Below are 24,786 nucleotides of genomic sequence, written 5' to 3' on the forward strand. Positions count from 1 at the left end.
GTAGTTTCCCTTCATTCCGGGCGTTGCAAAAACGCCGGAAAAAGGGAGGCCCGCCATGGACATGCCAGCGCCGGACCCGCGAGTCCTGTCACGCAAGCCCGAGCTTGTCGCCCGGCTGCGCGCGGTGCTGCCGCGCGACGCGGTGATCGACGATCCGGCCGAAACCCGCGCCTATGAATGCGACGCCCTGACCGCCTATCGCTGCCCGCCGCTCTGCGCCGTGCTGCCCGCGACGACCGAGGAGGTCGCGGCGGTGCTAAAGGTCTGCCACGAGCTGGGCGTGCCGGTGGTGCCGCGCGGATCGGGCACCTCGCTGGCGGGGGGCGCGCTGCCCACGGGGGATTCGGTGATCCTGGGCGTGGCGCGGATGAACGCGGTGCTGGAAACCGATTACGACAACCGCTTCATCCGGGTGCAGACCGGCCGGACGAACCTGAGCGTGACCGGCGCGGTCGAGGCGGACGGGTTCTTTTACGCCCCCGACCCGTCGTCGCAGCTGGCCTGCGCGATCGCCGGGAACGTCGCGATGAACTCGGGCGGGGCGCATTGCCTGAAGTACGGGGTCACGACCAACAACCTGCTGGGCGTCACCCTGGTGACGATGCAGGGCGAGGTGCTCGAGATCGGCGGACCCTGGATGGATGCCGGGGGCCTCGACCTGCTGGGCGTGATCTGCGGCTCCGAGGGCCAGCTGGGCGTGGTGACCGAGGCGACGCTGCGCATCCTGCCCAAGCCCGAGGGCGCGCGGCCGGTGCTGATGGGATTTGCGTCGAACGAGGTGGCGGGCGCCTGCGTGCGCGACATCATCGAGGCGGGCGTGCTGCCGGTGGCGATCGAGTTCATGGACCGCCCCTGCATCCGCGCGACCGAGGCCTTTGCCGGGGCCGGATACCCGGACTGCGAGGCGCTGCTGATCGTCGAGGTCGAAGGGTCGGAGGGCGAGATCGCGGAACAGCTGGAGGTGATCCTGGCCATCGCGCGGCGGCACGACCCGGTCGAGCTGCGCGAGAGCCGGAGCGCCGAGGAAAGCGCGCGGATCTGGCTGGGCCGCAAGAGCGCGTTCGGCGCGATGGGGCAGATCAACGATTACATGTGCCTCGACGGGACGATCCCGGTCAGCGCCCTGCCCGAGGTGCTGCGCCGGATCGGCGAGATGTCGAAGGACTTTGGCTTGGAGGTCGCCAACGTCTTTCACGCGGGCGATGGCAACATGCACCCGCTGATCCTGTTCGACGCCAACACCCCCGGGCAGCTCGAGCTGTGCGAGGCTTTCGGGGCCGAGATCCTGAAGCTCTGCGTCGAGGTCGGCGGCTGCCTGACCGGCGAGCATGGCGTAGGCATCGAGAAGCGCGACCTGATGGACGTGCAGTACGCGCCCGCCGACCTCGAGGCGCAGATGGCGGTGAAGGACGTGTTCGATCCGAAGTGGCTGCTGAACCCGGCCAAGGTGTTCCCGCTGGGCGCCAGTGCCGGGCGGCGGGGCGCGGGGATGGCGGCGGAGTAGGGGGCTCTGCCCCCGCCGCGCTTTGCGCGACTCCCCCGGGATATGAGACCAGAGGAAGCATGGGACCAGCGAGCGAAACGGAACTGGCGGACCTGATCCGCGGGGCGAACGGGGCGCTGACCGTGCGGGGCGGCGGCACGCGGGTGCCCTGGCGGCCGCAGCCGGGAGAGGTGCTGGAGACGGCGGGCCTGGCGGGCGTGCGGCTTTACGAGCCGGGCGCGCTGACGCTGGTGGCGGGTGCGGGCACGCCGGTCGAGGAGATCGCGGCGGTGCTGGCCGAGAAGGGCCAGCGGCTGGCGTTCGAGCCGATGGAGGCGCGCGGCCTGATGGGGACCGCGGGCGTCTCGACGATCGGCGGGGTGATGGCGGCCAATGCCTCGGGGCCCCGGCGGGTGCAGGTCGGCGCGGCGCGGGATTTCCTGTTGGGGGTGCGGTTCGTCGACGGCAGCGGGACGGTGGTAAAGAACGGCGGGCGGGTGATGAAGAACGTGACGGGCTATGACCTGGTGAAGCTGATGGCCGGGTCCTTCGGCACGCTCGGCGTGCTGACCGAGGTCTCGCTCAAGGTCATGGCGGTGCCGCAGGCCGAGGCGACGCTGGTGGCCCGCGGCCTGGAGGCGGAGGCGGCGCTGGCGGCGCTGCGCGCGGCCATGGGCACGCCGTTCGACGTGAGCGGCGCGGCACACCTGGACTGTGGCGGCGAGAGCCGGAGCTGCGTGCGGGTCGAGGGGCTGGCGGGATCGGTGGCCTACCGCGCCGGGCGCCTGCGCGGCGGCGTCTGCGCGGGCTGGGAGCTGGTCGAGGGCGAGAAGAGCGCCGCGCTCTGGCGCGAGGTGCGGGACGTGGCGCCCCTTGCCGGAACGGACGAGGCCGTATGGAAGGTGTCGACGGTGCCGGCACGGGCGGCGGAGCTGGTGCGCCGGGTGGCGGCGGAGGGGCTGGCGGTGCGCGTGATCCATGACTGGGCGGGCGGGCTGAGCTGGCTGGCGGTGCCCGCGGCGGACGACGCGGGCGCGGCGACGGTGCGCGGCGCCGTGGCGCTGGCGGGCGGCCACGCGACGCTGGTGCGGGCGCCGGCAGCGGTGCGCGCGCAGGTGCCGATGTTCCAGCCCGAGGCGCCGGGCGTGGCGCGGATCGCCGCCGGGCTGAGGGCGCGGTTCGACCCGCGCGGGATCCTGAACCCCGGGCTGATGGGCGCGGCGGAGGTCGTGGCGTGATCGTCCTTTTCCTGGCCGGGGCCTGCATCCTGGGGCTGATCCTGTTCGCCGCGCTCGTGCGGGCCGATCCGGCACCGGGGTTCTTCCGGACGCTGGGTGTCGGCGTGGCGCTGGCGGTCCTGGTGGGCCTGGCGATCCTGCGGATCCTGCCGCACAGCGGCAGCGACCTGGGGCGGGTGATCTTTTCGCTCGCGCTGCTGTGGCTGGCCTGGGTGGGGATCATGGCCTTTGTCGCGCAGCTGTTGCGGGCGCGGTTCCCGCAGTCGACGGACTGGGTGCTGCTGTCGTCGGGGCTGGCGACGCTGGCGCCCGCGACCGGGCTGGTCCTGGCGTTGTGGATGGTGTGAGGCGGAGGCAGGGCGATGCAGACGAATTTCAGCGAGGCGCAGCTGGGTGATCCGGGGACGGCGCGGGCGAACGAGATCCTGCGGGCCTGCGTGCACTGCGGGTTCTGCACCGCGACCTGCCCGACCTACCAGGTGCTGGGCGACGAGCTCGACAGCCCGCGGGGGCGGATCTACCTGATCAAGGACATGCTGGAAAACGAGCGGGTGCCGGATGCGCGGACGGTCAAGCATATCGACCGCTGCCTGTCCTGCCTGGCCTGCATGACGACCTGCCCGTCGGGGGTGCATTACATGCATCTCGTCGACCATGCGCGGGCGTATATCGAGGAGCGTTACACCCGGCCGTGGCACGACCGGGCGCTGCGGGCGATGCTGGCCTGGGTGCTGCCGCACCCGACACGGTTCCGCGCGGCGCTGGTGGCGGCCAAGCTGGGGCGGCCGTTCCGGCGGCTGATGCCGGACGCCCGGCTGCGCGCGATGCTGGAGATGGCGCCGAAGCGGATCCCGGCGGTGTCGCGCAACGACGACCCGCAGGTGTTCCCGGCAAAGGGTGAGCGGCGGATGCGGGTGGCGCTGATGACCGGCTGCGCGCAGCGGGCGCTGAACACCGACATCAACGACGCGACGATCCGGCTGCTGCGGCGGCTGGGCTGCGAGGTGGTGGTGGCCCGGGGGCAGGGCTGCTGCGGCGCGCTGACCCACCACATGGGCAAGGAGGACGCCGCGCACGGCTCGGCCGCGGCGAACATACGGGCCTGGATGGACGAGGTGCGGGGCGACGGGCTGGATGCGATCGTCATCAACACCTCGGGCTGCGGGACGACGGTGAAGGACTATGGCCATATGTTCCGCACCGGGCCGCTGGCGGCGGAGGCGGCGGAGGTCTCGGCGCTGGCGGTGGACGTGTCGGAATTGCTGACGCGGCTGGAGATCCCCGAGGGCGCGGCCAAGGGGCTGCGGATCGGGTACCACGCGGCCTGTTCGCTCCAGCATGGGCAGAAGGTGAAGGATGCGCCGAAGGCGCTGCTGAAACGCGCGGGCTTCGAGGTGGTGGAGCCGGCGGACAGCCACCTCTGCTGCGGCTCGGCCGGGACCTACAATTTGCTGCAGCCCGAGATCTCGGGTCAGCTGAAGGCGCGGAAGCTCAGGACGCTGGCGGCGGTGAAGCCGGACGTGATCGCCGCGGGCAACATCGGCTGCATGATGCAGATCGGTTCCGGTGCCGAAGTTCCCGTGGTGCACACGGTCGAACTTCTTGACTGGGCGACCGGGGGGCCGAAACCTGCGGCCATGACCACCAGCGCGGCCTGATCCCCCGGGCCGCCGCAGTTTCGCCCGTTTGACCTGCTACGCCCCGGACACCCACCCGGGAAAGGAGCCCCCATGCTGCGTCTTGCCGCCGTGATCGCCTGTCTCTGCCTGCCGCTGCCCGCCGTGGCGCAGGGCCTGTCGGACAGCCTGAGCACACACGGGGCGCTGACCCGGCTGGACACCGGGGACCAGAGCCGCGGCTGGGAAGCGGTCGGGCGGCTGGACATCGACGGCAAGGGGTTCTGCACCGGGGCGCTGATCGCCGAGGACCTTGTCCTGACGGCGGCGCATTGCCTGTTTGACAAGCACCGGGGCACCCGGATCGACGCGACCAAGGTGCAGTTCCTGGCCGGGTTCCGGAACGGCCGCGCGTCGGCCTACCGGCAGGTGAAGCGGGCGGTGATCCACCCGGCCTACCATTTCGAGCCGACCGTCTCGACCGACAAGGTACGGCAGGACGTGGCGCTGCTGCAGCTCGACATGCCGATCCGCAACACCACCGTGGTGCCGTTCGACACCGACGGGCGGCCGGCGCGGGGCGACCGGATCGGCGTCGTGTCCTATGCGCATGACCGGGCCGAGGCGCCCAGCCTGCAGGAGATCTGCGGCGTGATGGGGCAGCAGGACGGGGTGCTGATCATGTCCTGCGACGTGGATTTCGGCAGCTCTGGCGCGCCGGTCTTTTCCTTTGGCTCGGGGGCGCCGCGCATCGTTTCGGTTGTTTCGGCCAAGGCCGAGGTGAGCGGCACGCGCGTGGCGCTTGGCACCCAGCTGGGCGAGACGCTGGAAGAGCTGCGGGCCGAGCTGGACGACGGCGTGGTGAAGCAACCGGTCACGGTGGGCACCCGGATCGGGATCGGCGGCGGACGGCAGGGATCGGGTGCGAAATTCGTGCGGGCCGGAGAATAGGACCGACACCGCTCGCATCTTGGGCGCGCGCCTGATATGGGCGCGACCCGAGACGCAGGAGATTCCATGACCGACGACGACTACGAAACCTTCTACCACGTGCTCGACCAAATCGTGGACGAGGCGGGGGACTGCCCGTCGTTCATCGAGCGCGACGAGAAGACGGCGGTCTGCATCCTGCCCGAGGATATCTACCAGGTGCTGCTCGAGAAGGCGCGCGCCTACGACGACATCTTTGCCGACCCGATCACCGAGCGCGAGGAGGAAGAGCTTCTCGAGGCGATGGAGCGGCCTGCCCGGCTGCACTGAGCGCCCGTCCGGGCCGGGTCCGGCCCGGCCTCTTGAAACGATCAGACCGTGTTCCCACATCTTGATTGCGGGTCGCCGAACCGGGGCCCGCACGATCAAGCTGCCTGTCCCCGATGGGAAGGTTCAACACCGTTATCGCTTTAAGAGGATGACCCTGATGCGTAATTTCGATCTTGCCCCGCTGTACCGTGCGACCGTCGGTTTCGACCAGATCGCCGACATGATGGACCGCGTGCTGGCGGGCGACGCCACCAACCCCAGCTATCCCCCCTACAACATCGAGAAGACCGACGAGAACGCCTATCGCATCTCGATCGCGGTCGCCGGTTTCTCGGATGCCGACCTGAACGTCGAGGTGAAGGACCGCGCGCTGGTGGTCAGCGGCAAGAAGGCCGCCGACGAGACCCCGCGCAGCTACCTGCACCGCGGCATTGCCACCCGCGCGTTCGATCGCCGCTTCCAGCTGGCCGATCACGTCAAGGTGACGGGGGCTACCCACGCGGACGGCATGCTCCATATCGACCTTGTCAAAGAGATTCCGGAAGCCCTGAAGGCCCGCCGGATCGAGATCGCCAAGGGCGATACGGTCGAAGCAAAGGCGATTGAAACCGCCGAGGCCTAAGAACCTGACGGCACTCAAGACCCTCGTTTCTCAGTCAGGCGCGGCGCAAGCCGCGCCTTTTTCGTGCCGTGGGGCCGGGGATGGCGGGCTGGCGCGGCGACGTGATGCTGCTAGGCTCGGCCCGGCGAACGACAGGGGAGGCGCCCATGCGATCCGGCAAGACGGTTCACGTCATTTCCGCCCATGCCGAGGGCGAGGTGGGCGATGTCATCGTCGGCGGCGTGCTGCCGCCGCCCGGCGACACGATCTGGGAGCAGAGCCGCTGGATCGCGCGGGACCAGACTTTGCGCAATTTCGTGCTGAACGAGCCCCGCGGCGGGGTCTTTCGCCACGTGAACCTGCTGGTACCGCCGAAGCACCCCGAGGCGCAGGCGGCCTTTATCATCATGGAGCCGGAGGACACGCCGCCGATGTCGGGGTCGAACTCGATCTGCGTGGCGACGGTGCTGCTCGATGCCGGGATCGTGGCGATGCAGGAACCCGAGACCCGGCTGGTGATCGAGGCGCCGGGCGGGCTGGTGCGGGTGCGCGCGGCGTGCCGGAACGGCAAGGCCGAGCGGATCTTTGTCGAGAACCTGCCCTCGTTCGCCGCGCAGCTGGACCGGACCATCGAGGTCGAGGGGCTGGGCCCGCTGACGGTGGACACGGCCTATGGCGGCGACAGCTTCGTCATCGTCGATGCCCAGGCCCTGGGTTTCGCGCTGACCGAGGACGAGGCGCATGACATCGCCACGCTGGGGGTGCGGATCACCGCGGCGGCGACCGCGCAGCTGGGGTTCGAACACCCGGAAAATCCTGACTGGCGGCACATCTCGTTCTGCCTTTTCGCCGGGCCGCTGTCCGAGGGCGCCGCTGGGTACGAAACCGCCGCGGCAGTGGCGATCCGGCCGGGCAAGGTGGACCGTTCGCCGACCGGCACGGCGCTGTCGGCGCGGATGGCCGTGCTGCATGCGCGCGGGGTCATGGGGGTGGGCGACCGGCTGACCGCGCGGTCGCTGATCGGGTCGACCTTCGACGGCCGAATCCTCGGGACGGTGCCGATGGCCGGCGGAACGGCGATCCGGCCCGAGATCTCGGGCCGGGGGTGGATCACCGGGATCCACCAGCACATGCTGGACCCCGACGATCCCTGGCCCGAAGGCTACCGGCTGTCCGACACCTGGGGTGCCCGCATCAGCCCGGACCGGCCAGGCAGGCGGTGAGGCCGGGATCGACTCGGTCCCAGGGCTGGGCGCTTTTCGTGTAGGTCACCATCCCGGGCGCGAACCGGGCCGGGTCGTCAAGGCTGGCGGGATGCACCGCGACCATGTCGGGCGCGGCCTCGAAATCGACGAAGACCGGCGCGCCGCAGGCGGGGCAGAAGCGGTGCAGCTTGAAGTTCCCGCTGTCGCCCTGCACCCGCCAGGTCGTCGTGGCGCCGGTGGCGGTGAGCGTGTCGCGGGCCCCGAACACGAGGTAGGAGCCGTGGCCCGTGCCGCTGACGCGCTGGCATTCGCGGCACTGGCAATGCACCTGGGCCAGTGGTTCGGCGGCAATCTGGTAGCGGACGGCGCCGCAGGCGCAGCCGCCGGAATAGGGGGTCGTCATGTGAAATCCTCCAATTCAGAGACTGATCTGTCTCAGGCCGCCTTGGGGCTGGCGAAGATGTCGATCGGTTCCCCGGTTTCGAGGAAGCTCTTGAGGCTCGACAGCACGCGCGGCCATCCGCGGGTGATCCCGGCCTCCATGCCGCTGCCCTTTTCCAGTTCGTCGTGGGTGACGGTCAGCTGGACCATGTCCTCGAACGGTGTGATCTCGAAGGTCACGCGGGAATACTTCTCGGGCCGGTCGCGTTCCGAGTGGTTGGCCCAGCTCAGCACGAGGCGGCGCGGGGCGTCGACCTCGACCACCTTGCCGACCAGGTTCACCTCGCGCCCCTCGTTGGCGCGGATGTGCTGCCAGTCGGAGCCGACCTTCCAGTCGGAGACGTTGTCATGCCCCCAGTAGCGGGCGGTCATCTCGGGGGTGGTGATGGCGGCGAACACCTTTTCGGGGGTGGCGCGGATGTAGGTGACGTAGACGAATTCGGTTTTCTCGATGGTCATTCCGGATCTCCTTCGAGCTGCTGCTTGAGGTCGTGCAGCAGACTCAATCGCTGTGTTTCGAATTTCCGCACCCAGCGTTCGTAGACGTCGTGCAGGGGCACGGGGTTGATGAAATGCAGTTTCTCGCGGCCCCGGCGGCGGGTGGTGACGAGGTTGGCATCCTCGAGCAGGCCCAGGTGCTGTGTGACCGATTGCCGGGTCATGTCGAGTCCGCCGCAGAGTTGGCCGAGGGTCTGGCCGTTTGCCTCGCAGAGCAGGTCGAGCAGCCGGCGCCGGGTCGGATCGCCGAGGGCCTTGAACACCTTGTCGTCATCCATGTCGGGGCGGGTCTCCTTTCCTGCCCTCAATATGCAGGTAAATACCTGCATGTCAATCGGGGGCCTGGCGAACGTAACTTCCGGCTTCCGCGGATCCGGGGGCTGATCTATATGTCGGGCGTGGCAAAACAGGCAAAACCCAAGGGCAGGACAGGGAAAAAGACGCGCGGGCCGGGTTGGCCGCGCGTGGCGTTCCGCTGGCTGGTGCGCATCGCGATCCTCGTGGTCGTGGTGGTGCTGCTGGTCGTGCTGGCGCATTCCCGGGTCAATCCGACGATGGGCCAGTACCGCTGGAGCGAATCGCGCCGCCTGGGCGGGATCGAGCAGGACTGGCAGCCGATCGAACGGATCGCGCCCGCGCTTGGCCGGTCCGTCGTGGCGGCCGAGGATGCGAATTTCTGCAACCACTGGGGGTTCGACATGGCCGCGATCCGCGCCGCGCTGGAGGACGGCGGGCGGCGGGGCGGGTCGACCCTGACCCAGCAGGTGGTCAAGAACGTCTACCTCTGGCATGGCCGGACCTGGGGGCGGAAGGCGCTGGAGGCGCTGCTGACCCCGGTGGTGGAGCTGTTCTGGTCGAAACGCCGGATCCTCGAGGTCTACCTGAACGTGGCCGAGTTCGACGAGGGCGTGTTCGGCGCGCAGGCCGCGGCGCGGCATTACTTCGGCGTCGATGCCAGGGACCTGTCGGACCTGCAGGCCGCCCGGCTGGCGGCGGTGCTGCCCGCGCCGCAGAGCTGGTCGGCGTCGCAGCCGACGAACTACGTCAAGCGCCGGACCAAGGGCATCATGGACGGCGCGGCCACCATTGAACGCGACGGGCGGGCGGCCTGTTTCGAACGCTGAGGCGCGCCGCGCGCCACCCGTCACCGCGGGGCCACGTCCCGAGGCGGCATATGGCCCGGACCGGGCGCAGGAGTTGAAACGGCCCGGAATTCAAGGCAAGACAGGCGGAAATTGGATGATCTCAGATGGCCAAGCTATACCACGTTCCCCTCTCTCCCTTCTGCCGCAAGGTGCGCCTGAGCCTTGCCGAGAAGCGGATCGAATGTGAGCTGATCGAGGAACGCTACTGGGAACGCGACCCGGATTTCCTGCGCCGCAACCCCGCCGCCAAGGTGCCGGTGCTGCGCATCGACGGGCGGGTGATGCCGGAAAGCGCCGCGATCTGCGAATGGCTGGAAGAGGTCTATCCCGACCCGCCGCTGCTGCCGACCACCGCCGACGACCGCTACGAGGTGCGCCGGTTGGTCAGCTGGTTCGACGACAAGTTCCATGCCGAGGTCACGTCGAAACTGCTCTATGAGCGGGTGAACAAGAAGGTGATGAAGCAGGGGTATCCCGACAGCACCAACGTCAAGGCGGGCGCGGCGGCGATCAAGTTCCACCTCGACTACATGGCCTGGCTGCTGGAGCGGCGGCGCTGGCTGGCGGGCGACCGGATGACGCTGGCCGATTTCGCGGCCGCCGCGCACCTGTCGTCGCTCGACTACATCAGCGACGTGGACTGGAACCGGAGCGAGACGGTCAAGGACTGGTATGCCAAGATCAAGTCGCGGCCGGCCTTCCGCGGCATCCTTGCCGACCAGGTGCCGGGGTTCCCGCCGCCGTCGCATTACGCCGACCTCGATTTCTGAGGCCGCGGGCGGTGCGGGGGCTCTGCCCCCGTCGCGCGCTGCGCGACTCCCCCGGGATATGGGACCAGAGGAAGCATGGGACCTGCGCTGAAAGACAGGCTGGTGGCCCGGGCGGAGGCGGAGGGTTTTTCCGCCTGCCGGGTCTGCCGCCCGTGGGACGTGCCCGAGGTGCCGGGGCGGCTTGGCTATTTCCTGGCCGAGGGGCGGCACGGGCAGATGACCTGGATGGCCGAGCGGTCGCACTGGCGCGGCGATCCGGCGCTGCTCTGGCCCGAGGCGCGATCAGTGATCATGCTGGCCGAGAGCTATGCCCCAGAGATCGACCCGATGGCGGGGCTGTCGCAGGGCGACCGCGGCGTGATCTCGGTCTATGCGCAGGGGTCGGATTACCATGACCTGGTGAAGAAGCGGCTGAAGCGGCTGGCGCGCTGGCTGATCGCCGAGGTCGGCGATCCGACGCAGGTGAAGGTCTTTGTCGACACCGCCCCAGTGCCCGAGAAGGCGCTGGCGCAGGCGGCGGGGTTGGGCTGGCAGGGCAAGCACACCAACCTGTTGAGCCGGGATTTCGGCAACTGGGTGTTCCTCGGGTCCGTCTTTACCACCGCGGAACTGCCGGTGGACGCCGCCGAGACCGAGCATTGCGGCAGCTGCCGCCGGTGCCTCGACATCTGTCCGACCGATGCCTTTCCGGCGCCGTTCCAGCTGGATGCGCGGCGCTGCATTTCCTACCTGACGATCGAGCACAAGGGGCCGGTGGACGCGGCGCTGCGCCCGGCGCTCGGCAACCGGATCTACGGCTGCGACGACTGCCTGGCCGTCTGTCCCTGGAACAAGTTCGCGGTCGCGGCGCGCGACATGCGCTACCGCCCGCGCGAGGGCATGGTGCTGCCGCCGCTGGCCGAGCTGGCGCAGCTGGACGACGCGGGCTTCCGGGCGCGGTTCGCCGGATCGCCGATCAAGCGGATCGGGCGCGACCGGTTCGTGCGCAACGTGCTTTACGCGATCGGGAATTCCATTGATCAGAGCCTGATTCCGGTGGCGCAGTCGCTCTGCGACGACCCGGATGCCGCGGTGGCGGATGCCGCCCGATGGGCGGTCGCGCGGCTTCAGGGCTGAGGGTCGGCGGGCAGGTCGAACTGGGTGCAGACGACGAGGATCCGCGCGGGTTCGTTCAGCGCCGAGGCGTAGAGATGCCCGCGGGTGCTGTCGAAGTAGAGCGACTCCCCGGTGTTCAGCACGACATCCTCGCGATCCTCGAGCTGAACCTGCACCCGGCCTTCGAGCACCAGCAGGAATTCCTCGCCCGGGTGGGTGACCATGCGGTCGAACTTCATCTGCTGCAGCGGTTTGAGCGTGCCCATCATCGGCACCATGCTCTTGCCCCGGACCTGCGGGAACAGCATCTCGTAGGTGTAGTTCTCGGTCTCGTGGTAGCCGAAATCGCCCTTGCGGGCGACGGCGACGCCGCCGGGTTCGAACCGCGCGCTTTCATCGACGAAGAGCTCGGTCACGTCGACGCCGAGCCCGCGCGCCAGCCGGGTGAACCGGTCGTAGGTCGGCGCCATCAGGTTGCGTTCGATCTTGGACACGGTGGAAATCGCGATGCCGCCGCGTTCCGCCACCGCCTGGATGGTCAGCCCGCGTTCCTCGCGCAGGCGGCGCAGCCGGGTCGCCATGCGGGCGCGGCTGATCGTGTCATCGAGGTCTTCGGCCGGGGCGGTCATGCAGCAAACTTATACGATTGCGGGAGAAATGCCATGACAACCGATGGGCGAGGCGAACTTTCCTATCGGAAAAGAATGTGCTACCTTATGGCCTGACAGGCAGCGGAGGCACATGGCGGGGCACGCGACATACGATGCCGTGGTGATCGGGGCCGGGATCGCCGGCGCCTCGGTGGCGGCCGAGCTGGCGCGCGAGATGCGGGTCCTGCTGGTCGAGGCCGAGGACCAGCCGGGGTACCACGCGACCGGGCGGTCGGCGGCGATCCTGGCGCAGACCTACGGCTCGGAGGTGATCCGGGCGCTGACCGCGGCCTCGGCCGGGTTCCTGGCCGCGCCGCCGGACGGCTTTGCCGATGCGCCGCTGCTGACGCCGCGGGGGCTGGCGATCGTCGCCGATGCCGCGCAGGTCGACGCGCTGCGGGCGGGGTTCGAGGCGGGCGCCGAGGGCGACTACATGGACTGGCAGACGCCCGGAGAGCTCGAGGCGCGGATCCCGCTGCTCAGGCCCGGATACGCGGCGGGCGGGCTTTACAACGCGGCGGCCCGGGACATCGACGTGCACGGGCTGCTCAGCGGCTACCTGCGGCTGCTGCGGCGGCGGGGCGGTACGCTGCGGACGGCGACGCGGGTGCATCGGCTGACCCGGCGCGGCACCGGGTGGGAGATCGCGGCGGAGGATGACATCCTGCACGCCGGCCTCGTGGTGAACGCCGCCGGGGCCTGGGCCGACGGGGTCGGGGCGCTGGCCCATGCCCAGCCCCAGCGGCTGGAGCCGATGCGGCGGAGCGCGATCACCTTTGCCCCGCCCGCCGGGGTCGATCCCGGGATGTTGCCGATGGTGGTGGATGCCGACGAACGCTTCTACCTCAAGCCCGAGGCGGGGCGGCTGATGGCCTCGCCCGCGGACGAGACGGTGAGCGCGCCTTGCGATTCCCGGCCCGAGGAGATCGACATCGCGATCTGCATCGACCGGATCACGCGCGCCTTCGACCTGCAGGTGTCCCGCGTGCTGTCGTCGTGGTCCGGGCTGCGGACATTTGTGCCGGACCGGGCGCCGATCTGCGGATTCGACCCTGCGCAGGTGGGATTCTTCTGGCTTGCGGGCCAGGGGGGCTATGGCGTGCAGACCGCGCCCGCGATGGCGCGGCTGGCCGCATCGATGATCCGGGGCGAGGCGCCGGACAAGGAGATCACCGCCTCGGGACTGAAGTTGGACGATATCGCGCCGGGGCGTTTCGCGCCGGGCCAGAACAACGACACCATGGGAGAGAAGTGATGACGTGGAAGACATGGGCCGCCGCGGCGGCCATTGCACTGGCAGGCGCCGGACCCGCGCTGGCCGACTGGGCGCCTTCGGGGCCGGTGAAGCTCTGGATCGGGTTCGGCGCCGGCGGAGAGACCGACACGCTGGGCCGGCTGATCGCCAAGGAGATGTCGGATGCCACCGGCTGGACCATCGTGGTCGAGAACAAGCCGGGCGGCGGCGGGATCGCGATGTTCACCCAGCTGCAGGCGGTGCCGGCGGACGGCCAGACACTGGGCATGGGGGTGACGATGCCGGTGCTGGTGAACCTGGTGACCCGGCCGGACGAGATCCCCTTTGACCTCGACAGTTTCGACTACCTGCACACGGTAGCGCTGGCGCAGCTGGCGCTGATCGCCCCGGCCGATGCGCCCTATGACGACCTGGCCGGATTCCTTGACTATTCCAGGCAAAAGGGCGGTGCGCTGGTGGCCTTCGACGCCAAGCCGCAAGAGCTGTTGATGAACGTCGTGAATGCCGGCAGCGGGGCCGGGCTGAAGCCGGTCAGCACCAAGTCCTCGGCCGAGGCGCTGCAGCAGGTGCTGGGCGGCCACGTCGACGCGGCCTTTAACGCGGGGGCGCATATCCCGCAGCTCGAAGCCGGGAAGGTCAAGATGCTGGCCAGTGCCAACGCGACCCGCCATTCCTATGCCCCCGACACGCCGACGGTGCAGGAACAGGGGTTCGATATCTACGTGGACCCCTATTTCTACATTGCCGCGCCCGCTGGCCTGCCCGAGGATGCCAGGACGGCGCTGGCCGAGGCCATCGGCGCGGCCCTGTCCAAGGAGACGACGCGCGAGGCGATCATGAACACATTCCACACCGAGCCGAGCGACAAGGGGCCGGAGGACACCAAGGCGATGCTGGAGGACGGGCTGGTCAACACCGGCACGCTGTTCGGCAAGTGACGGGCGACGGGGCGGCATGGTCCGCCCCGCATTCGGGGGACGGGCGGTGAGCGGGACCGGGGCAAACAGGCTGGCGGGGCTGGTCGTCGCGCTGTTCGGCGCGGCGCTGCTGTTCTGGATCATCCCGGCGCATACGGAAACGGTCTCGTCCGGGTGGATCCTGCCGCAGACCCTGCCGCGCGGCTGCGGCATCGCGCTGATCCTGCTGGGCCTCTGGCTGTCGGCGGTGCCGGGCGGAGCCGTATCGCTGGACTCCGGAGAGGCGGCGCTGGTGGCGCTCTGCCTGCTGCTGTCGGGCGCGGCGGTCTGGGCCATGGGGCCGATCGGGTTCCTCTGGGTCGCGCCGATGCTGACCGCCGCGCTGGTCGCGCTGATCGGGGAACGCCGCTGGCCCTGGGCGCTGACCGGAATCTTCGCCGCGCCGGTGATCGTCTGGCTGGTCGTCTCGGTGCTGCTGGGGCGCCCGCTGCCGTGAGGGACGATGCCTGATCTCGCCACCATCCTCGCGGGCTTCGGCGACGCGTTCACGCTGGTGAACCTCGCCTTCGTGCTGGTCGGCGTGGCGACGGGGCAGGTCGTGGGGGCGATCCCCGGCATCGGGCCGATCATGGCGATGGCGATCGCCATCCCCTTCACCTTTGCGCTGGACCCACTGGTGGCGATTTCCTTCCTCGTGGGGATCAACAAGGGTGGCCTTTTCGGCGGGGCGATCCCGGCGATCCTGATCAACACCCCCGGCACGCCCGACGCGGCGGCCACGGCGCTCGACGGTTATCCGCTGGCGCGCAAGGGCCAGCCGGTGAAGGCGATGAAGATGGCGCTCTATGCCAGCGTGACGGGGGACACGGCGTCTGACCTCGTCCTGATCACGCTGGCCGCGCCGCTGGCGGTGCTGGCGCTCAAGATGGGGCCGGTCGAGATCCTCGCGCTGATGATCTTTGCCTTCTCGATCATCGCGGGATTGGTGGGGGATTCCCTTGTGAAGGGTTTGATTGCCGCCATCCTGGGCCTTCTGCTGGCGACCGTGGGGCTTGACCCCGAACACGGCACGCCGCGGTTCTACTTTGGCTGGTTCGAGCTTTTCGACGGCGCCAACCTCGTCTCGGTCGCGATCGGGATGCTGGCGGTGGCCGAGATCTTTCGCCGGATCGCGGGTGCCCGTCGCGCCGGGCCGCAACCGACGGTCGAGATGGGCGCGCCCGGGGCCGCGCGGCGCGTCGGCTGGGCGGAATACTGGGGCTGTCGGGGCGTGATCGCGCGGGGCGCGGCGATCGGCACGGTGCTGGGGGCGATCCCAGGCATCGGCTCAACGGCGGCGGCGTTCATGTCCTATGCCTCGGCCCGCAAGGGCGATGCGGGCGGCGTGCCCTTCGGGGAGGGCAACATCAAGGGCATCGCCGCGACCGAAAGCGCCAACTCGGCGGTGATGGGGGCGAACCTGATCCCGCTGCTGGGGATCGGCATTCCCGGCAGCATCGGCGCGGCGCTCCTGATCTCGGCCTTCAAGATCCACGGCATCCAGCCCGGCCCGCTGCTGTTCGAGACGCAGGCGCGGCTGATCTATGGCCTGTTCGGCGCGATGCTGATGGCGAACCTGTCGAACTTGCTGATCGGGCAGGTTTCGCTACGCCTCTGGTCACGGGTGATCCGCGCGCCGGAAAGCGTGATCTTTCCCACTGCGCTGATCTTCTGCTTTGTCGGCGTCTACCTGTCGACCGGCGGCCTCTTCGGCGTCGGGCTGATGCTGGCCGCGGCCGCGCTGTCCTACGTCATGACGGCGTTCGGGTTCCCGGTGGTGGTCTTCATCATCGCCTTCTTCCTCGGCGAGGGGTTCGAACGCAGCCTGTCGCAATCGCTGGTGATCCTCGACGGCAACCCGCTGAACCTGCTGCATTTCCCGGTGGCGCTTGGCCTGCTGGCGCTGGCGGCGGCCTCGGCCGTGTGGCTGGGGCGCGGCGGGCGGAAGGCGGCAACTACTTGATTCCTGTTCCACTTGCCACGGATCAGGGGCCGGATAGGCTGCGCCTCAGAACGGGAGGGCCCATGAACATTCTCTTCATCATGTACGACCAGCTGAGGTGGGATTACCTGTCCTGCGCCGGTCATCCCCGCCTGCAGACGCCGAATTTCGACCGGGTGGCGGCCATGGGCGTGCGGTTCACCAACGCCTATGTCCAGTCGCCGGTCTGCGGGTCCTCGCGGATGTCGTTCTACACCGGGCGTTATCCGTCGAGCCACGGGGCCCAGTGGAACGGCTTTCCCCTGCGCGTGGGGGAGCAGACGCTGGGCGACCACCTCCGCCGCCTCGGCATGGACTGCTACCTGATCGGCAAGACCCACATGATCGCGGATGCCGAGGGGATGGAACGCCTGGGCCTCGCCCCCGACACGGTGATCGGCGCGCGGCAGGCGGAATGCGGGTTCGACGCGGTGGTGCGGGACGACGGGCTCTGGGGCGAGGGGCCCGACGGTTTCTACGACCGCAAGCGCAGCCCCTACAACGAGTACCTCAAGGACAAGGGCTATGCCTCCGCCAACCCCTGGCACGACAACGCCAACGCCGGGGTGGAGGCGGGAGAGATCGCGTCTGGCTGGTTCTTCCAAAACGCCGACCATCCCGCGAACATCCGCGAAGAGGACAGCGAGACGCCCTGGCTGACCGACCGGGCGCTGGAGTTCATGGAGCGCGCCGAGGGGCCGTGGTGCGCCCATGTTTCCTACATCAAGCCGCACTGGCCCTACATCGTTCCTGCGCCCTATCACGCCATGTTCGGGTCGAATGACGTGCCCCCGGCCACCCGCAGCGACGCCGAGCGTGAGAACCCGCACCCGGTCTATGCCGCCTACATGGCCAACATGATCGGCCAGGCGTTCCAGCGCGACGAGGTGCGGGACAAGGTGATCCCGGCCTACATGGGGCTGATCCGGCAATGCGACGACCAGCTGGGTCGCATCCTCGACCGGCTGGAGGAAACCGGCGCGATCCGCGACACGATGATCGTGCTGACCTCGGACCACGGGGATTACCTCGGCGATCACTGGCTGGGCGAAAAGGACATGTTCCACGAGCCTTCGGTGAAGATCCCGCTGATCATCCATGATCCGCGCGCCGAGGCCGACGCGACCCGCGGCACCACCTGCGACGCGCTGGTCGAGGCGATCGACCTATCCGCCACCTTCATCGAGGCGGCGGGCGGCGCGGTGCCCACGCATATCGTCGAGGGGCGGGCGCTGACGCCCTTCCTGCACGGTGAGGTGCCCGAGGCCTGGCGAGAGGTGGCGATCAGCGAATACGATTATTCCGTCACGCCGATGCGGGCAAAGCTGGGGATCACCTCCGACGATGCGCGGATGTTCATGGTCTTCGACGGGCGGTGGAAGATGATCCATTTCGAAGGCGGCTTCCGCCCGATGCTCTTCGACCTGCAGACCGACCCCGACGAATTCCACGACCTGGGCGAAAACCCCAGTGTTCGGGACGAAATCGCGCGGCTCTACGGACATCTGCACCACTGGTCGCTGCGCAACGCGCAGCGGGTGACCCGGTCAGAGGGCGACCTGGAAAAGATGCGCGGCCGGGCGCTGCGCGTGGGGATCATGCCCTTCCTCTGGGATGGGTCCGAGGTGCCGGAGGAGGCGACGGCAAAGTTCCGCGGCCCGGCGGGCGAGGATTACACGCCGTAGAGCCGGTTCTGCAGCTTCGCCATGCCGCCGATCCAGCGTTCGTAATCCGCCGTCTTGCGCTGCATGTACTCGCGCACCTGTTCGTGCGGCAGGATCAGGAACCGCCCCTCGGCCAACCCGTCGAGGGCCGCGGCCGCGACCGCCTCGGCCGAAAGCAGCCCGTCGCCCGCCTGCGGCCCCTCGCGCCCGCCACCGCCCATGCCGTCGAGCATCGGGGTGTCGACCCCCTGCGGGCAGAGGATCGAAACGCGGATTCCCTTGGAATGGTGACTGATCGCGAGGTTTTCGGCAAAGCCCACGGCGGCATGTTTCGTCGTCGAATAGGGGGCGGAGCCGATCTGGCTGAGCAGTCCCGCCGCGCTGACCGTGTGCAGGAACTGCCCCGACCCGCGCGCCAGCATACCCGGCAGCAGCAGGGAAGCGGCGTGGACATGGGCCATCACGTTGACCTCCCACGCCATCTGCCAGGCGGCGGGGTCGGCCCCGGCGGCATTGGCGAAACTGGTGTCGACGCCGTTGGCGATCCCGGCGTTGGAGCACATCAGATCGACCGGGCCATGCGCGGCCTCGGCGCTCTCGATCAGCGCGGCGATCTGGGCGCGGTCGCGCACGTCGCACCGCATCGCGATGCCGCCAATCTCGGCCGCCACCGCCTCGGCCCCGTCGGCGATGAGGTCCGCCACGGCGACCTTTGCCCCCTCGGCCGCTAGGGCCCGTGCCAGCGCCGCGCCGATGCCCGACGCGCCGCCGGTGACGATGGCCGATGTGTCCCTGAACCGCATGTCTGCCTCCCGTTCCTTGCGCGGCCACCCTAGCCGATGCCCATGACGTGACCAGCCCCAAGACAGAAGCGTGAATTGCGCCGCGGCGCGATTGTCCGGCCCCGGGGCCCTTCCTAAACCAAGGGAAACGCCCCGGCGGACAGGGACAGATGCTGCAGAACGACCTCGACGAGCCCGACATTCCCGAACTTCCGCTCTGGATCCGCGACCTCGACGCGCGGGCGGAAAAGGTCGTCACCCGCGCCGGTGGGGTGGCGTTGCATTGGCGGGTCTGGGGCGAGGGGCCGCCGCTCTACCTGCTGCACGGCGGGCACGGGTCCTGGCAGCACTGGGTGCGCAATATCGAGCCTCTTTCGAGGCATTTCCGCGTCATGGCGGTCGATCTGCCGTCGTTCGGAGACAGCGACACCTTCGAAACCCAGGACCTGCAGGACTACGCCGGGCTGGTGGCAAGGGGACTGGCAGAACTGGCCCCGGGCGAGACCCTGCGCGGCGCGGGCTTCTCCTTCGGTTCGGTCGTGGGCTCGCTGGTGCTCAAGATGGCGCCGGTCGAGGCCTGGGCGATGCTGGGGTCACCCATCCTCGGCGGCCGGTCCGAGGTCACGCCGCGCCTGCGCAAGTGGCGCGGGATGCCGGTGCCGGAACACCGCGCGGCGGCCCATGCCAACAACGTGGGCGAGCTGATGCTGACCGGGCCGGACAGCGTCACCGACGAGGCGACGGCGATCCAGATGGCCCATGCGGAACTGGCGCGCGGCATGTACCGCGGCCTCTTCGCCAAGCTCGACGTGCCGGGCGAGATCGCGGCCTGGCCGGGGCGCCTCACGGTGGTCTACGGCGACCGCGACGCGATCGCGCTGAACCACCTGGAAGAGCGGCGCGCGAACATCATGGCGATGAAGCCCGATGCCGAGTTCGACGTGATCCCCGGCGCCGGGCACTGGGTGCAGTACCAGGCGGCCGAGGCGGTCAACGAGATCCTGCTGCGGCGCCTGGCCTGACCGGGAAGAGCGCTCCGCCCCCGCCGCGTGTGTCCGAAGCACCGTCCAAAAGGATGAAGCGAAGGTTCCCCGCTTCATCTTGCCCCAAATACTCCCGCCGGAGGCAGGCGCGCGCCAGCGCGCCCTACTTGTCGCGGAACTGGGCGGCGCGTTTTTCCTGGAAGGCTTCCATGCCTTCCTTCTGGTCCTCGGTCGCGAAGAGCGAATGGAACACGCGGCGCTCGAACAGCAGGCCTTCCTGCAGCGGCACCTCGAAGGACCGGTTCACCGCCTCCTTCACCACCGCGACCGTGATCATCGATTTCTCGGCGATCTTGTCGGCGGCGCTCATCGCCTCGTCCATCAGGTTCTTGGCAGGCACGACGCGGCTGACGAGGCCGGCGCGTTCCGCTTCCTGCGCGTCCATGAAGCGGCCGGTCAGGTTCATGTCCATCGCCTTGGCCTTGCCGACCGCGCGGGTCAGACGCTGGGTGCCGCCCATGCCGGCGACCACGCCCAGGTTGATCTCGGGCTGGCCGAACTTGGCGGTGTCGGACGCGATGATGAAGTCGCACATCATCGCCAGTTCGCAGCCTCCGCCGAGCGCATAGCCCGAGACCGCCGCGATGATCGGCTTGCGGATGCGCATGATCGCGCCATGTTCCGAGCCGAAGAGGTCGCCGGCGAAGACGTCGACAAAGCTTTTCGAGGCCATCATCTTGATGTCGGCGCCCGCGGCAAAGGCCTTTTCGCTGCCGGTGATCACGATGCAGCGGACCTTGTCGTTCTCCTGCGCCGCTTCCAGCGCGTCGACCAGTTCGGTCATCAGAACGTCGTTCAGGGCGTTCAGCGCATCCGGCCGGTCGAGCCGGATCAGGCAGACGTGATCATCGGTTTCGACGACAATGGTTTCATAGGCCATGCAAGCAATCCCCTCTCTGCGTTAGCGGATTCCGTAGCACGTCGGCCCCGCCGTTCAAGTCATCTTTGACATTGCGGGCAGTAGAACGACGACCGGCCCGACTGCACGATCCGTCGAATCGACTGGTCGCATCCGGGGGTGCGGCAGGGTGCGGACTCGCGCCCGTAGACGTCGAAATTGTGCTGGAAATAGCCCAGTTCGCCATCCGCCTGCCGGAAATCCCTGAGCGAGGAGCCGCCGGCCGCGATCGCCTCGGCCAGGACGTCGCGGATGATCGGGACCAGCGCCGTGATCCGGGGCGCGGCGATCCGGCGGCAGAGGCGGGCGGGGCTGATCCGGCCACGGTAGAGCGCCTCGCAGACATAGATGTTGCCCAGGCCCGCGACGATCTTCTGGTCCAGCAGGGCGGCCTTGATGGGCGTGTTCCGGCCCTGCAGGGCGGCGGCCAGGTAGGCCTCGGAAAAGGTGTTGCCCAGGGGTTCCGGCCCGAGGTGGGCGATCAGCTTGTGCGTGCCCTCCGACCCGGTGGGCATCAGGTCCATCGCGCCGAACCGGCGCGGGTCGTTGAAGGTGATGCGCGCGCCGTTCGCCATGTCGAGGACGACGTGGTCGTGTTTCTCGGCCGCCGGGTGGTCGTGCACGAACTGGCCCAGCGGGTCGCCCGAGACCAGCATGCGGCCCGACATGCCGAGGTGGATCAGCAGCGTCTCGCCCGACGACAGGTCGGCGAGGATGTATTTCGACCGGCGGCGCAGGCGTTCGACGCGCTGGCCGGTGAGGCGTTCGGCCATGTGGTCCGGGAAGGGCCACCGCAGGTCGGGGCGGTTCACCGTGGCGCGTGCGATCACGGCGCCTTCCATCGCCGGGGTCAGGCCCCGGCGCACGGTTTCCACTTCGGGCAGTTCGGGCATATGTCCTCTCGTCGGGGCCGCGACACCTCCGCCGCATTGCGGCGGGGCGGCAGCGCCCTATAAGAAGGGTCAAGCACACGAAAGCGCAAGGGCGATGGCAGAGAAAACCACCCATTTCGGGTTCCAGGAGATCCCCGAGGACCAGAAGGCCGGGCGCGTGCAGGGCGTCTTTGGGTCGGTCGCGTCGAAATACGACGTGATGAACGACGTGATGAGCCTTGGCATCCATCGCATCTGGAAGGACGCGATGATGGACTGGCTGGCGCCGCGTCCGGGCCAGCGGCTGCTGGACGTGGCGGGCGGGACCGGCGACATCTCGTTCCGGTTCCTCAAGCGGGCGGGGCATGGCCATGCCACCGTGCTGGACCTGACCGAGCCGATGCTGGTCGAGGGGCGCAAGCGGGCCGAGGCGGCCAAGATGGCCGAAAGCCTCGACTGGGTGACCGGCGACGCGATGAAGCTGCCATTCCCCGACGCGACGTTCGACGTCTACACGATCAGCTTCGGCATCCGGAACGTCACCCGGCCCGAGGTCGCGCTGGCCGAGGCCTACCGCGTGCTGAAGCCGGGCGGGCGGCTGATGGTGCTGGAGTTCTCGCAGATCCCCACGCCCGGCCTGCAATGGGCCTATGACCGCTATTCCTTCAACCTGATCCCGGCCATGGGCCAGCTGATCGCGAACGACCGCGACAGCTATCAGTACCTGGTGGAATCGATCCGCAAGTTCCCCGACCAGGAGACCTTCCTGGCGATGGTGCGCGGCGCGGGGTTCGACCAGGCGAAGTACCGCAACCTGTCGATGGGCATCGCCTGCCTGCATTCCGGGTGGAAGCTCTAGGACATGCGCGGACCCCACAACATTCTTCGCCTGGCGCAGACCGGCGCCACCTTTGAACGCACGGGCGCGATGAAGGTGATCCTCGACGCCTACGAGGCGCCCCGCATGCTGCGGATCGCGGCGCGGGTTGTCGGCTGGCCGATCCAGTGGCTGGGCTTCAAGGGCGATCCCTCGATGCCGCCGGTGACCCGGGCGCTGACCGCGCTTGGCCCGGCCTACATCAAGTTCGGGCAGATTCTGTCGACGCGCCCCGACCTTGTCGGCAACGAGCTGGCGGTTCAGCTGCGGGTTTTGCAGGACAAGCTGCCGCCGTTTTCGCAGGCCGAGGCACGGCGCGCGGTCGAGAGCGAGCTGGGGTGCCCGCTGGAGTCGGTCTATTCCGAGTTCTCGGAGCCGGTCGCCGCCGCCTCGATCGCGCAGGTGCACCGCGCCCGGCTGGCCGAGACCGGCGAGGAGGTCGCGGTCAAGGTGCTGCGCCCGGGGATCGAGAAGGCGTTCCGCAAGGATGTCGATGCCTTCTACTTCGCGGCCGATTTCATCGAGTTCTTCTCTCCCTCGTCGCGGCGGCTGCGGCCGAACGACGTGGTGGCGCATTTCGATGGCGTGGTGCGGGGCGAGCTGGACCTGCGGCTCGAGGCGGCAAGCGCCAGCGAGTTCGGCTCCAACACCGAGGGCGACGCCGGCTTCCGCCTGCCCGAGATCCGGTGGCCCGAAAGCGGCCGCCGCGTGATGACCCAGACTTGGGCCGAGGGCGTGTCGCTGGGCGACAATGCCGCGCTGGACGCTGCCGGGCATGACCGCGCGGTGCTGGGCGAACGGGTGCTGCAGCTCTTCCTGAACCACGCGTTGCGCGACGGGTTCTTCCACGCCGATATGCACCAGGGCAACCTCAAGGTCGCGGCGGACGGCGACATCATCGCCTATGACTTCGGCATCATGGGCTACATCGACGAGTACACCCGCCGGGTCTATGCCGAAATCCTCTATGGCTTCATCAAGCGCGACTATCACCGCGTGGCCGAGGTGCATTTCGAGGCGGGTTACGTCCCCGCCGACCGCGACGTGGACGAATTCGCCCGCGCCCTTCGCGCCGTGGGAGAGCCGATCTTTGGCATGGATGCCACCCGGATCTCGATGGGGCGGCTGCTGTCCTACCTCTTCGAGGTGACCGAACGCTTCGGTATGGAGACCCGGACCGAGCTGATCCTGCTGCAGCGCACGATGGTCGTGGTTGAGGGCGTTGCGCGGTCGCTCGACCCGCAGATCAACATCTGGAAGGTCGCCCAGCCGGTGGTCGAGGATTACATCCGCCGCAACCTCGGACCGCGGGCCCTGCTGCGCGACCTGCGCAAGACCGCCGTGGTGCTGGGCCGCTTCGGGCCGCGCCTGCCGGTGCTGGTCGAACGCGCGCTGGTCCAGCAGATGGAGGTCGAGGCGCCGCCGGCCAAGTCGGGCTGGCGCGGGCGGATCGGCTGGGGCCTGGGCGGTGCGGCGATCGGTGCGGCCGCGGTGGCGCTTGGCGTGATGCTGAGCTAGCGGGTGGCGTCGAGCGCGGCGCGCTCGGCGGCAAGACCGGCGGCGTCCGGCCCGGACGCGCCACGCCAGAGGCAATGCGCCGCCATCCGCCAGTGGTAGAGCGGCGCCAGCGCGCGGTAGCGGGCGACGGCCCATGGATCGGGGTAGGCGGACAGGAACGCCTCGGCCTCGGCCGGGGAAAGGACCGCGCCGCGATCATGCAGCTGCATCGCGGGCGACAGGAAAAGCGCCAGGTCCTCGACCGGGTCGCCGCGGGCCGGGCACTGCCAGTCGATCAGGACAGGACCGTCCGGGGTGACGATGATGTTGCCGGGGACAGGGTCACCATGCAGGAACCGCGGGTCATCGCAGGGCGGCAGGTCGTCGGTGACCGGGCAGGCCGCGCAGAGGTCCTCGCGCTGCGGCCCGGGCGGGCAGAGTTCGAGGATGCGGTGCGTATCGGCGACCAAAGCCGCGCGGCCGCCGGGGCGAGGGCGCAGGCCCCGGGGTGGCGGCAGGTTGTGCAGCCGGCCGAGGAGGTGGCCCACCGGGGCGGGATCGGCGTGCCAGTGCGCCCCCGCGACATGGCCGTAGATCAGCGCGGGCCCATCCGGCGTGTCGAGCCGGGCGCAGAGCCGCGGCGCCATGGTCTGTCCGGCAAGCTGTGTGAGCGCGCGCGCCTCGTCGTCCGGGTCGTTGGGAAAGAGTGGTGTCTGTGCTTCGGGGCGGGTGAGCTTGACCACGACCACGCCGTCGGCGCTGATCACGCGCCAGCTGTGGTTGCTGCGGCCGCCGGTCAGGCGCAACCATACGGCATCGTCCGTAATGGTCCCGGCAGCAACCAGCGATGCGCGCAGGCCAGCGGGTGGCGCATCCGGATCGGCCGGAGGTCTGGCATCTGTCCGCGTCATCGCGCCCCTGTCCTGCGGCCCCCAAGGGGGCGGTCCCCAAGGGGCCTA

27 protein-coding genes are annotated in these 24,786 nt (G+C 69.2%); 19 read left to right on the forward strand and 8 right to left on the reverse strand.

What is annotated here, in order from left to right; genetic code table 11:
* The first annotated feature begins 55 nt into the window (after positions 1-55).
* The 8 genes from ACE2AC_RS14080 to ACE2AC_RS14115 all read left to right on the forward strand — a co-directional run bounded on the left by ACE2AC_RS14080 (position 56) and on the right by ACE2AC_RS14115 (position 7,421).
* Positions 56-1,504: an FAD-linked oxidase C-terminal domain-containing protein gene (locus ACE2AC_RS14080; RefSeq protein ID WP_375688053.1), complete on the forward strand. Its 1,449-nt coding sequence runs from the start codon at positions 56-58 to the stop codon at positions 1,502-1,504.
* Between the two features lie 59 nt (positions 1,505-1,563).
* Complete coding sequence (locus ACE2AC_RS14085; RefSeq protein WP_375688055.1) at positions 1,564-2,721, forward strand: FAD-binding protein; 1,158 nt, start codon at positions 1,564-1,566, stop codon at positions 2,719-2,721.
* Positions 2,718-3,068, forward strand: coding sequence for a hypothetical protein (locus tag ACE2AC_RS14090; protein WP_375688057.1), 351 nt, complete (start codon positions 2,718-2,720; stop codon positions 3,066-3,068). Before ACE2AC_RS14085 ends, ACE2AC_RS14090 begins: the two co-directional genes overlap by 4 nt.
* Positions 3,069-3,083: 15 nt before the next feature.
* A complete protein-coding gene (gene glcF / locus ACE2AC_RS14095; protein ID WP_375688059.1) occupies positions 3,084-4,379 on the forward strand; it encodes a glycolate oxidase subunit GlcF in 1,296 nt (431 codons plus the stop codon).
* 72 nt (positions 4,380-4,451) lie between these two features.
* Positions 4,452-5,288 carry a trypsin-like serine peptidase gene (locus ACE2AC_RS14100; protein WP_375688061.1) on the forward strand — a complete coding sequence of 279 codons (837 nt, stop codon included), beginning with the start codon at positions 4,452-4,454 and terminating at the stop codon, positions 5,286-5,288.
* A 66-nt stretch (positions 5,289-5,354) separates the two neighbouring features.
* Positions 5,355-5,597, forward strand: coding sequence for a hypothetical protein (locus tag ACE2AC_RS14105; RefSeq protein ID WP_375688063.1), 243 nt, complete (start codon positions 5,355-5,357; stop codon positions 5,595-5,597).
* A gap of 157 nt (positions 5,598-5,754) precedes the next feature.
* Positions 5,755-6,219: an Hsp20 family protein gene (locus tag ACE2AC_RS14110; RefSeq protein ID WP_375688065.1), complete on the forward strand. Its 465-nt coding sequence runs from the start codon at positions 5,755-5,757 to the stop codon at positions 6,217-6,219.
* A 146-nt stretch (positions 6,220-6,365) separates the two neighbouring features.
* The gene (locus tag ACE2AC_RS14115) at positions 6,366-7,421 is read left to right on the forward strand and encodes a proline racemase family protein (RefSeq protein ID WP_375688067.1); all 1,056 of its coding nucleotides are present in this window, start codon (positions 6,366-6,368) and stop codon (positions 7,419-7,421) included.
* Here the strand turns inward: ACE2AC_RS14115 and ACE2AC_RS14120 are convergent.
* The 3 genes from ACE2AC_RS14120 to ACE2AC_RS14130 are packed head-to-tail and all read right to left on the reverse strand — an operon-like array spanning position 7,393 to position 8,620.
* Complete coding sequence (locus tag ACE2AC_RS14120) at positions 7,393-7,806, reverse strand: GFA family protein (RefSeq protein WP_375688069.1); 414 nt, start codon at positions 7,804-7,806, stop codon at positions 7,393-7,395. The two genes, ACE2AC_RS14115 and ACE2AC_RS14120, sit on opposite strands and share 29 nt — an antisense overlap.
* 32 nt (positions 7,807-7,838) lie before the next feature.
* Positions 7,839-8,303, reverse strand: coding sequence for an SRPBCC family protein (locus ACE2AC_RS14125; protein ID WP_375688071.1), 465 nt, complete (start codon positions 8,301-8,303; stop codon positions 7,839-7,841).
* Positions 8,300-8,620, reverse strand: a complete 321-nt coding sequence (locus ACE2AC_RS14130) for an ArsR/SmtB family transcription factor (RefSeq protein ID WP_375688073.1) — start codon at positions 8,618-8,620, stop codon at positions 8,300-8,302. The genes ACE2AC_RS14125 and ACE2AC_RS14130 overlap by 4 nt, the downstream gene beginning before the upstream one ends.
* A gap of 111 nt (positions 8,621-8,731) precedes the next feature.
* On the opposite strand from ACE2AC_RS14130, the gene mtgA reads away from it, so the two are divergent.
* The 3 genes from mtgA to queG all read left to right on the forward strand — a co-directional run bounded on the left by mtgA (position 8,732) and on the right by queG (position 11,373).
* The gene (gene mtgA, locus ACE2AC_RS14135) at positions 8,732-9,466 is read left to right on the forward strand and encodes a monofunctional biosynthetic peptidoglycan transglycosylase (RefSeq protein ID WP_375688074.1); all 735 of its coding nucleotides are present in this window, start codon (positions 8,732-8,734) and stop codon (positions 9,464-9,466) included.
* 125 nt (positions 9,467-9,591) lie between these two features.
* Positions 9,592-10,257 carry a glutathione S-transferase family protein gene (locus ACE2AC_RS14140; protein ID WP_375688075.1) on the forward strand — a complete coding sequence of 222 codons (666 nt, stop codon included), beginning with the start codon at positions 9,592-9,594 and terminating at the stop codon, positions 10,255-10,257.
* A 75-nt stretch (positions 10,258-10,332) separates the two neighbouring features.
* A complete protein-coding gene (gene queG / locus ACE2AC_RS14145) occupies positions 10,333-11,373 on the forward strand; it encodes a tRNA epoxyqueuosine(34) reductase QueG (protein ID WP_375688076.1) in 1,041 nt (346 codons plus the stop codon).
* Here the strand turns inward: queG and ACE2AC_RS14150 are convergent.
* Complete coding sequence (locus tag ACE2AC_RS14150; RefSeq protein ID WP_375688077.1) at positions 11,364-11,981, reverse strand: helix-turn-helix domain-containing protein; 618 nt, start codon at positions 11,979-11,981, stop codon at positions 11,364-11,366. The genes queG and ACE2AC_RS14150 overlap by 10 nt on opposite strands.
* Before the next feature lie 112 nt (positions 11,982-12,093).
* On the opposite strand from ACE2AC_RS14150, the gene ACE2AC_RS14155 reads away from it, so the two are divergent.
* From ACE2AC_RS14155 to ACE2AC_RS14175, 5 genes are all read left to right on the forward strand, one after another.
* A complete protein-coding gene (locus ACE2AC_RS14155; protein ID WP_375688078.1) occupies positions 12,094-13,257 on the forward strand; it encodes an NAD(P)/FAD-dependent oxidoreductase in 1,164 nt (387 codons plus the stop codon).
* On the forward strand, positions 13,257-14,195 hold the full coding sequence (locus ACE2AC_RS14160) for a tripartite tricarboxylate transporter substrate binding protein (RefSeq protein WP_375688079.1): 939 nt from the start codon (positions 13,257-13,259) through the stop codon (positions 14,193-14,195). Before ACE2AC_RS14155 ends, ACE2AC_RS14160 begins: the two co-directional genes overlap by 1 nt.
* Positions 14,196-14,211: 16 nt before the next feature.
* A complete protein-coding gene (locus tag ACE2AC_RS14165; RefSeq protein ID WP_375688080.1) occupies positions 14,212-14,670 on the forward strand; it encodes a tripartite tricarboxylate transporter TctB family protein in 459 nt (152 codons plus the stop codon).
* Positions 14,671-14,676: 6 nt separating this feature from the next.
* The gene (locus ACE2AC_RS14170) at positions 14,677-16,176 is read left to right on the forward strand and encodes a tripartite tricarboxylate transporter permease (protein WP_375688081.1); all 1,500 of its coding nucleotides are present in this window, start codon (positions 14,677-14,679) and stop codon (positions 16,174-16,176) included.
* A 62-nt stretch (positions 16,177-16,238) separates the two neighbouring features.
* Positions 16,239-17,879, forward strand: a complete 1,641-nt coding sequence (locus tag ACE2AC_RS14175) for an alkaline phosphatase family protein (RefSeq protein WP_375688082.1) — start codon at positions 16,239-16,241, stop codon at positions 17,877-17,879.
* Here the strand turns inward: ACE2AC_RS14175 and ACE2AC_RS14180 are convergent.
* Positions 17,867-18,661 (reverse strand): SDR family oxidoreductase, encoded by a 795-nt coding sequence (locus ACE2AC_RS14180; RefSeq protein ID WP_375688083.1) that lies wholly within the window; start codon positions 18,659-18,661, stop codon positions 17,867-17,869. The genes ACE2AC_RS14175 and ACE2AC_RS14180 overlap by 13 nt on opposite strands.
* A 149-nt stretch (positions 18,662-18,810) precedes the next feature.
* On the opposite strand from ACE2AC_RS14180, the gene ACE2AC_RS14185 reads away from it, so the two are divergent.
* Positions 18,811-19,662, forward strand: a complete 852-nt coding sequence (locus ACE2AC_RS14185; protein ID WP_375688084.1) for an alpha/beta fold hydrolase — start codon at positions 18,811-18,813, stop codon at positions 19,660-19,662.
* A 124-nt stretch (positions 19,663-19,786) separates the two neighbouring features.
* Here ACE2AC_RS14185 and ACE2AC_RS14190 read toward each other — a convergent pair whose 3' ends face one another.
* Together ACE2AC_RS14190 and mutM are read right to left on the reverse strand one after the other, a co-directional pair.
* The gene (locus ACE2AC_RS14190) at positions 19,787-20,563 is read right to left on the reverse strand and encodes an enoyl-CoA hydratase (protein ID WP_375688085.1); all 777 of its coding nucleotides are present in this window, start codon (positions 20,561-20,563) and stop codon (positions 19,787-19,789) included.
* Positions 20,564-20,622: 59 nt separating this feature from the next.
* Positions 20,623-21,474 (reverse strand): bifunctional DNA-formamidopyrimidine glycosylase/DNA-(apurinic or apyrimidinic site) lyase, encoded by an 852-nt coding sequence (gene mutM, locus ACE2AC_RS14195; RefSeq protein WP_375688086.1) that lies wholly within the window; start codon positions 21,472-21,474, stop codon positions 20,623-20,625.
* A gap of 94 nt (positions 21,475-21,568) precedes the next feature.
* Here mutM and ubiE point away from each other — a divergent pair, with 94 nt between their 5' ends.
* Entirely contained in the window at positions 21,569-22,312 is a 744-nt protein-coding gene (ubiE, locus tag ACE2AC_RS14200; protein ID WP_375688087.1) for a bifunctional demethylmenaquinone methyltransferase/2-methoxy-6-polyprenyl-1,4-benzoquinol methylase UbiE, read from the forward strand.
* Between the two features lie 3 nt (positions 22,313-22,315).
* The gene (gene ubiB / locus ACE2AC_RS14205) at positions 22,316-23,848 is read left to right on the forward strand and encodes a 2-polyprenylphenol 6-hydroxylase (protein WP_375688088.1); all 1,533 of its coding nucleotides are present in this window, start codon (positions 22,316-22,318) and stop codon (positions 23,846-23,848) included.
* Here the strand turns inward: ubiB and ACE2AC_RS14210 are convergent.
* Complete coding sequence (locus ACE2AC_RS14210) at positions 23,845-24,738, reverse strand: phosphotransferase (protein WP_375688089.1); 894 nt, start codon at positions 24,736-24,738, stop codon at positions 23,845-23,847. The two genes, ubiB and ACE2AC_RS14210, sit on opposite strands and share 4 nt — an antisense overlap.
* Positions 24,739-24,786: the final 48 nt, after the last annotated feature.

The organism is Pseudooceanicola sp. LIPI14-2-Ac024 (assembly GCF_042188925.1).
Lineage (GTDB): Bacteria > Pseudomonadota > Alphaproteobacteria > Rhodobacterales > Rhodobacteraceae > Pseudooceanicola.

Excerpts from the sequence above, each read along its gene's own strand:
- ACE2AC_RS14080 (WP_375688053.1), top strand. The coding sequence starts at position 56 with ATGGACATGCCAGCGCCGGACCCGCGAGTCCTGTCACGCAAGCCCGAG.
- ACE2AC_RS14085 (WP_375688055.1), top strand. The coding sequence starts at position 1,564 with ATGGGACCAGCGAGCGAAACGGAACTGGCGGACCTGATCCGCGGGGCG.
- glcF (WP_375688059.1), top strand. The coding sequence starts at position 3,084 with ATGCAGACGAATTTCAGCGAGGCGCAGCTGGGTGATCCGGGGACGGCG.
- ACE2AC_RS14100 (WP_375688061.1), top strand. The coding sequence starts at position 4,452 with ATGCTGCGTCTTGCCGCCGTGATCGCCTGTCTCTGCCTGCCGCTGCCC.
- ACE2AC_RS14105 (WP_375688063.1), top strand. The coding sequence starts at position 5,355 with ATGACCGACGACGACTACGAAACCTTCTACCACGTGCTCGACCAAATC.
- ACE2AC_RS14110 (WP_375688065.1), top strand. The coding sequence starts at position 5,755 with ATGCGTAATTTCGATCTTGCCCCGCTGTACCGTGCGACCGTCGGTTTC.
- ACE2AC_RS14115 (WP_375688067.1), top strand. The coding sequence starts at position 6,366 with ATGCGATCCGGCAAGACGGTTCACGTCATTTCCGCCCATGCCGAGGGC.
- ACE2AC_RS14120 (WP_375688069.1), bottom strand. The coding sequence starts at position 7,806 with ATGACGACCCCCTATTCCGGCGGCTGCGCCTGCGGCGCCGTCCGCTAC.
- ACE2AC_RS14125 (WP_375688071.1), bottom strand. The coding sequence starts at position 8,303 with ATGACCATCGAGAAAACCGAATTCGTCTACGTCACCTACATCCGCGCC.
- ACE2AC_RS14130 (WP_375688073.1), bottom strand. The coding sequence starts at position 8,620 with ATGGATGACGACAAGGTGTTCAAGGCCCTCGGCGATCCGACCCGGCGC.
- mtgA (WP_375688074.1), top strand. The coding sequence starts at position 8,732 with ATGTCGGGCGTGGCAAAACAGGCAAAACCCAAGGGCAGGACAGGGAAA.
- ACE2AC_RS14140 (WP_375688075.1), top strand. The coding sequence starts at position 9,592 with ATGGCCAAGCTATACCACGTTCCCCTCTCTCCCTTCTGCCGCAAGGTG.
- queG (WP_375688076.1), top strand. The coding sequence starts at position 10,333 with ATGGGACCTGCGCTGAAAGACAGGCTGGTGGCCCGGGCGGAGGCGGAG.
- ACE2AC_RS14150 (WP_375688077.1), bottom strand. The coding sequence starts at position 11,981 with ATGACCGCCCCGGCCGAAGACCTCGATGACACGATCAGCCGCGCCCGC.
- ACE2AC_RS14155 (WP_375688078.1), top strand. The coding sequence starts at position 12,094 with ATGGCGGGGCACGCGACATACGATGCCGTGGTGATCGGGGCCGGGATC.
- ACE2AC_RS14160 (WP_375688079.1), top strand. The coding sequence starts at position 13,257 with ATGACGTGGAAGACATGGGCCGCCGCGGCGGCCATTGCACTGGCAGGC.
- ACE2AC_RS14165 (WP_375688080.1), top strand. The coding sequence starts at position 14,212 with ATGGTCCGCCCCGCATTCGGGGGACGGGCGGTGAGCGGGACCGGGGCA.
- ACE2AC_RS14170 (WP_375688081.1), top strand. The coding sequence starts at position 14,677 with ATGCCTGATCTCGCCACCATCCTCGCGGGCTTCGGCGACGCGTTCACG.
- ACE2AC_RS14175 (WP_375688082.1), top strand. The coding sequence starts at position 16,239 with ATGAACATTCTCTTCATCATGTACGACCAGCTGAGGTGGGATTACCTG.
- ACE2AC_RS14180 (WP_375688083.1), bottom strand. The coding sequence starts at position 18,661 with ATGCGGTTCAGGGACACATCGGCCATCGTCACCGGCGGCGCGTCGGGC.
- ACE2AC_RS14185 (WP_375688084.1), top strand. The coding sequence starts at position 18,811 with ATGCTGCAGAACGACCTCGACGAGCCCGACATTCCCGAACTTCCGCTC.
- ACE2AC_RS14190 (WP_375688085.1), bottom strand. The coding sequence starts at position 20,563 with ATGGCCTATGAAACCATTGTCGTCGAAACCGATGATCACGTCTGCCTG.
- mutM (WP_375688086.1), bottom strand. The coding sequence starts at position 21,474 with ATGCCCGAACTGCCCGAAGTGGAAACCGTGCGCCGGGGCCTGACCCCG.
- ubiE (WP_375688087.1), top strand. The coding sequence starts at position 21,569 with ATGGCAGAGAAAACCACCCATTTCGGGTTCCAGGAGATCCCCGAGGAC.
- ubiB (WP_375688088.1), top strand. The coding sequence starts at position 22,316 with ATGCGCGGACCCCACAACATTCTTCGCCTGGCGCAGACCGGCGCCACC.
- ACE2AC_RS14210 (WP_375688089.1), bottom strand. The coding sequence starts at position 24,738 with ATGACGCGGACAGATGCCAGACCTCCGGCCGATCCGGATGCGCCACCC.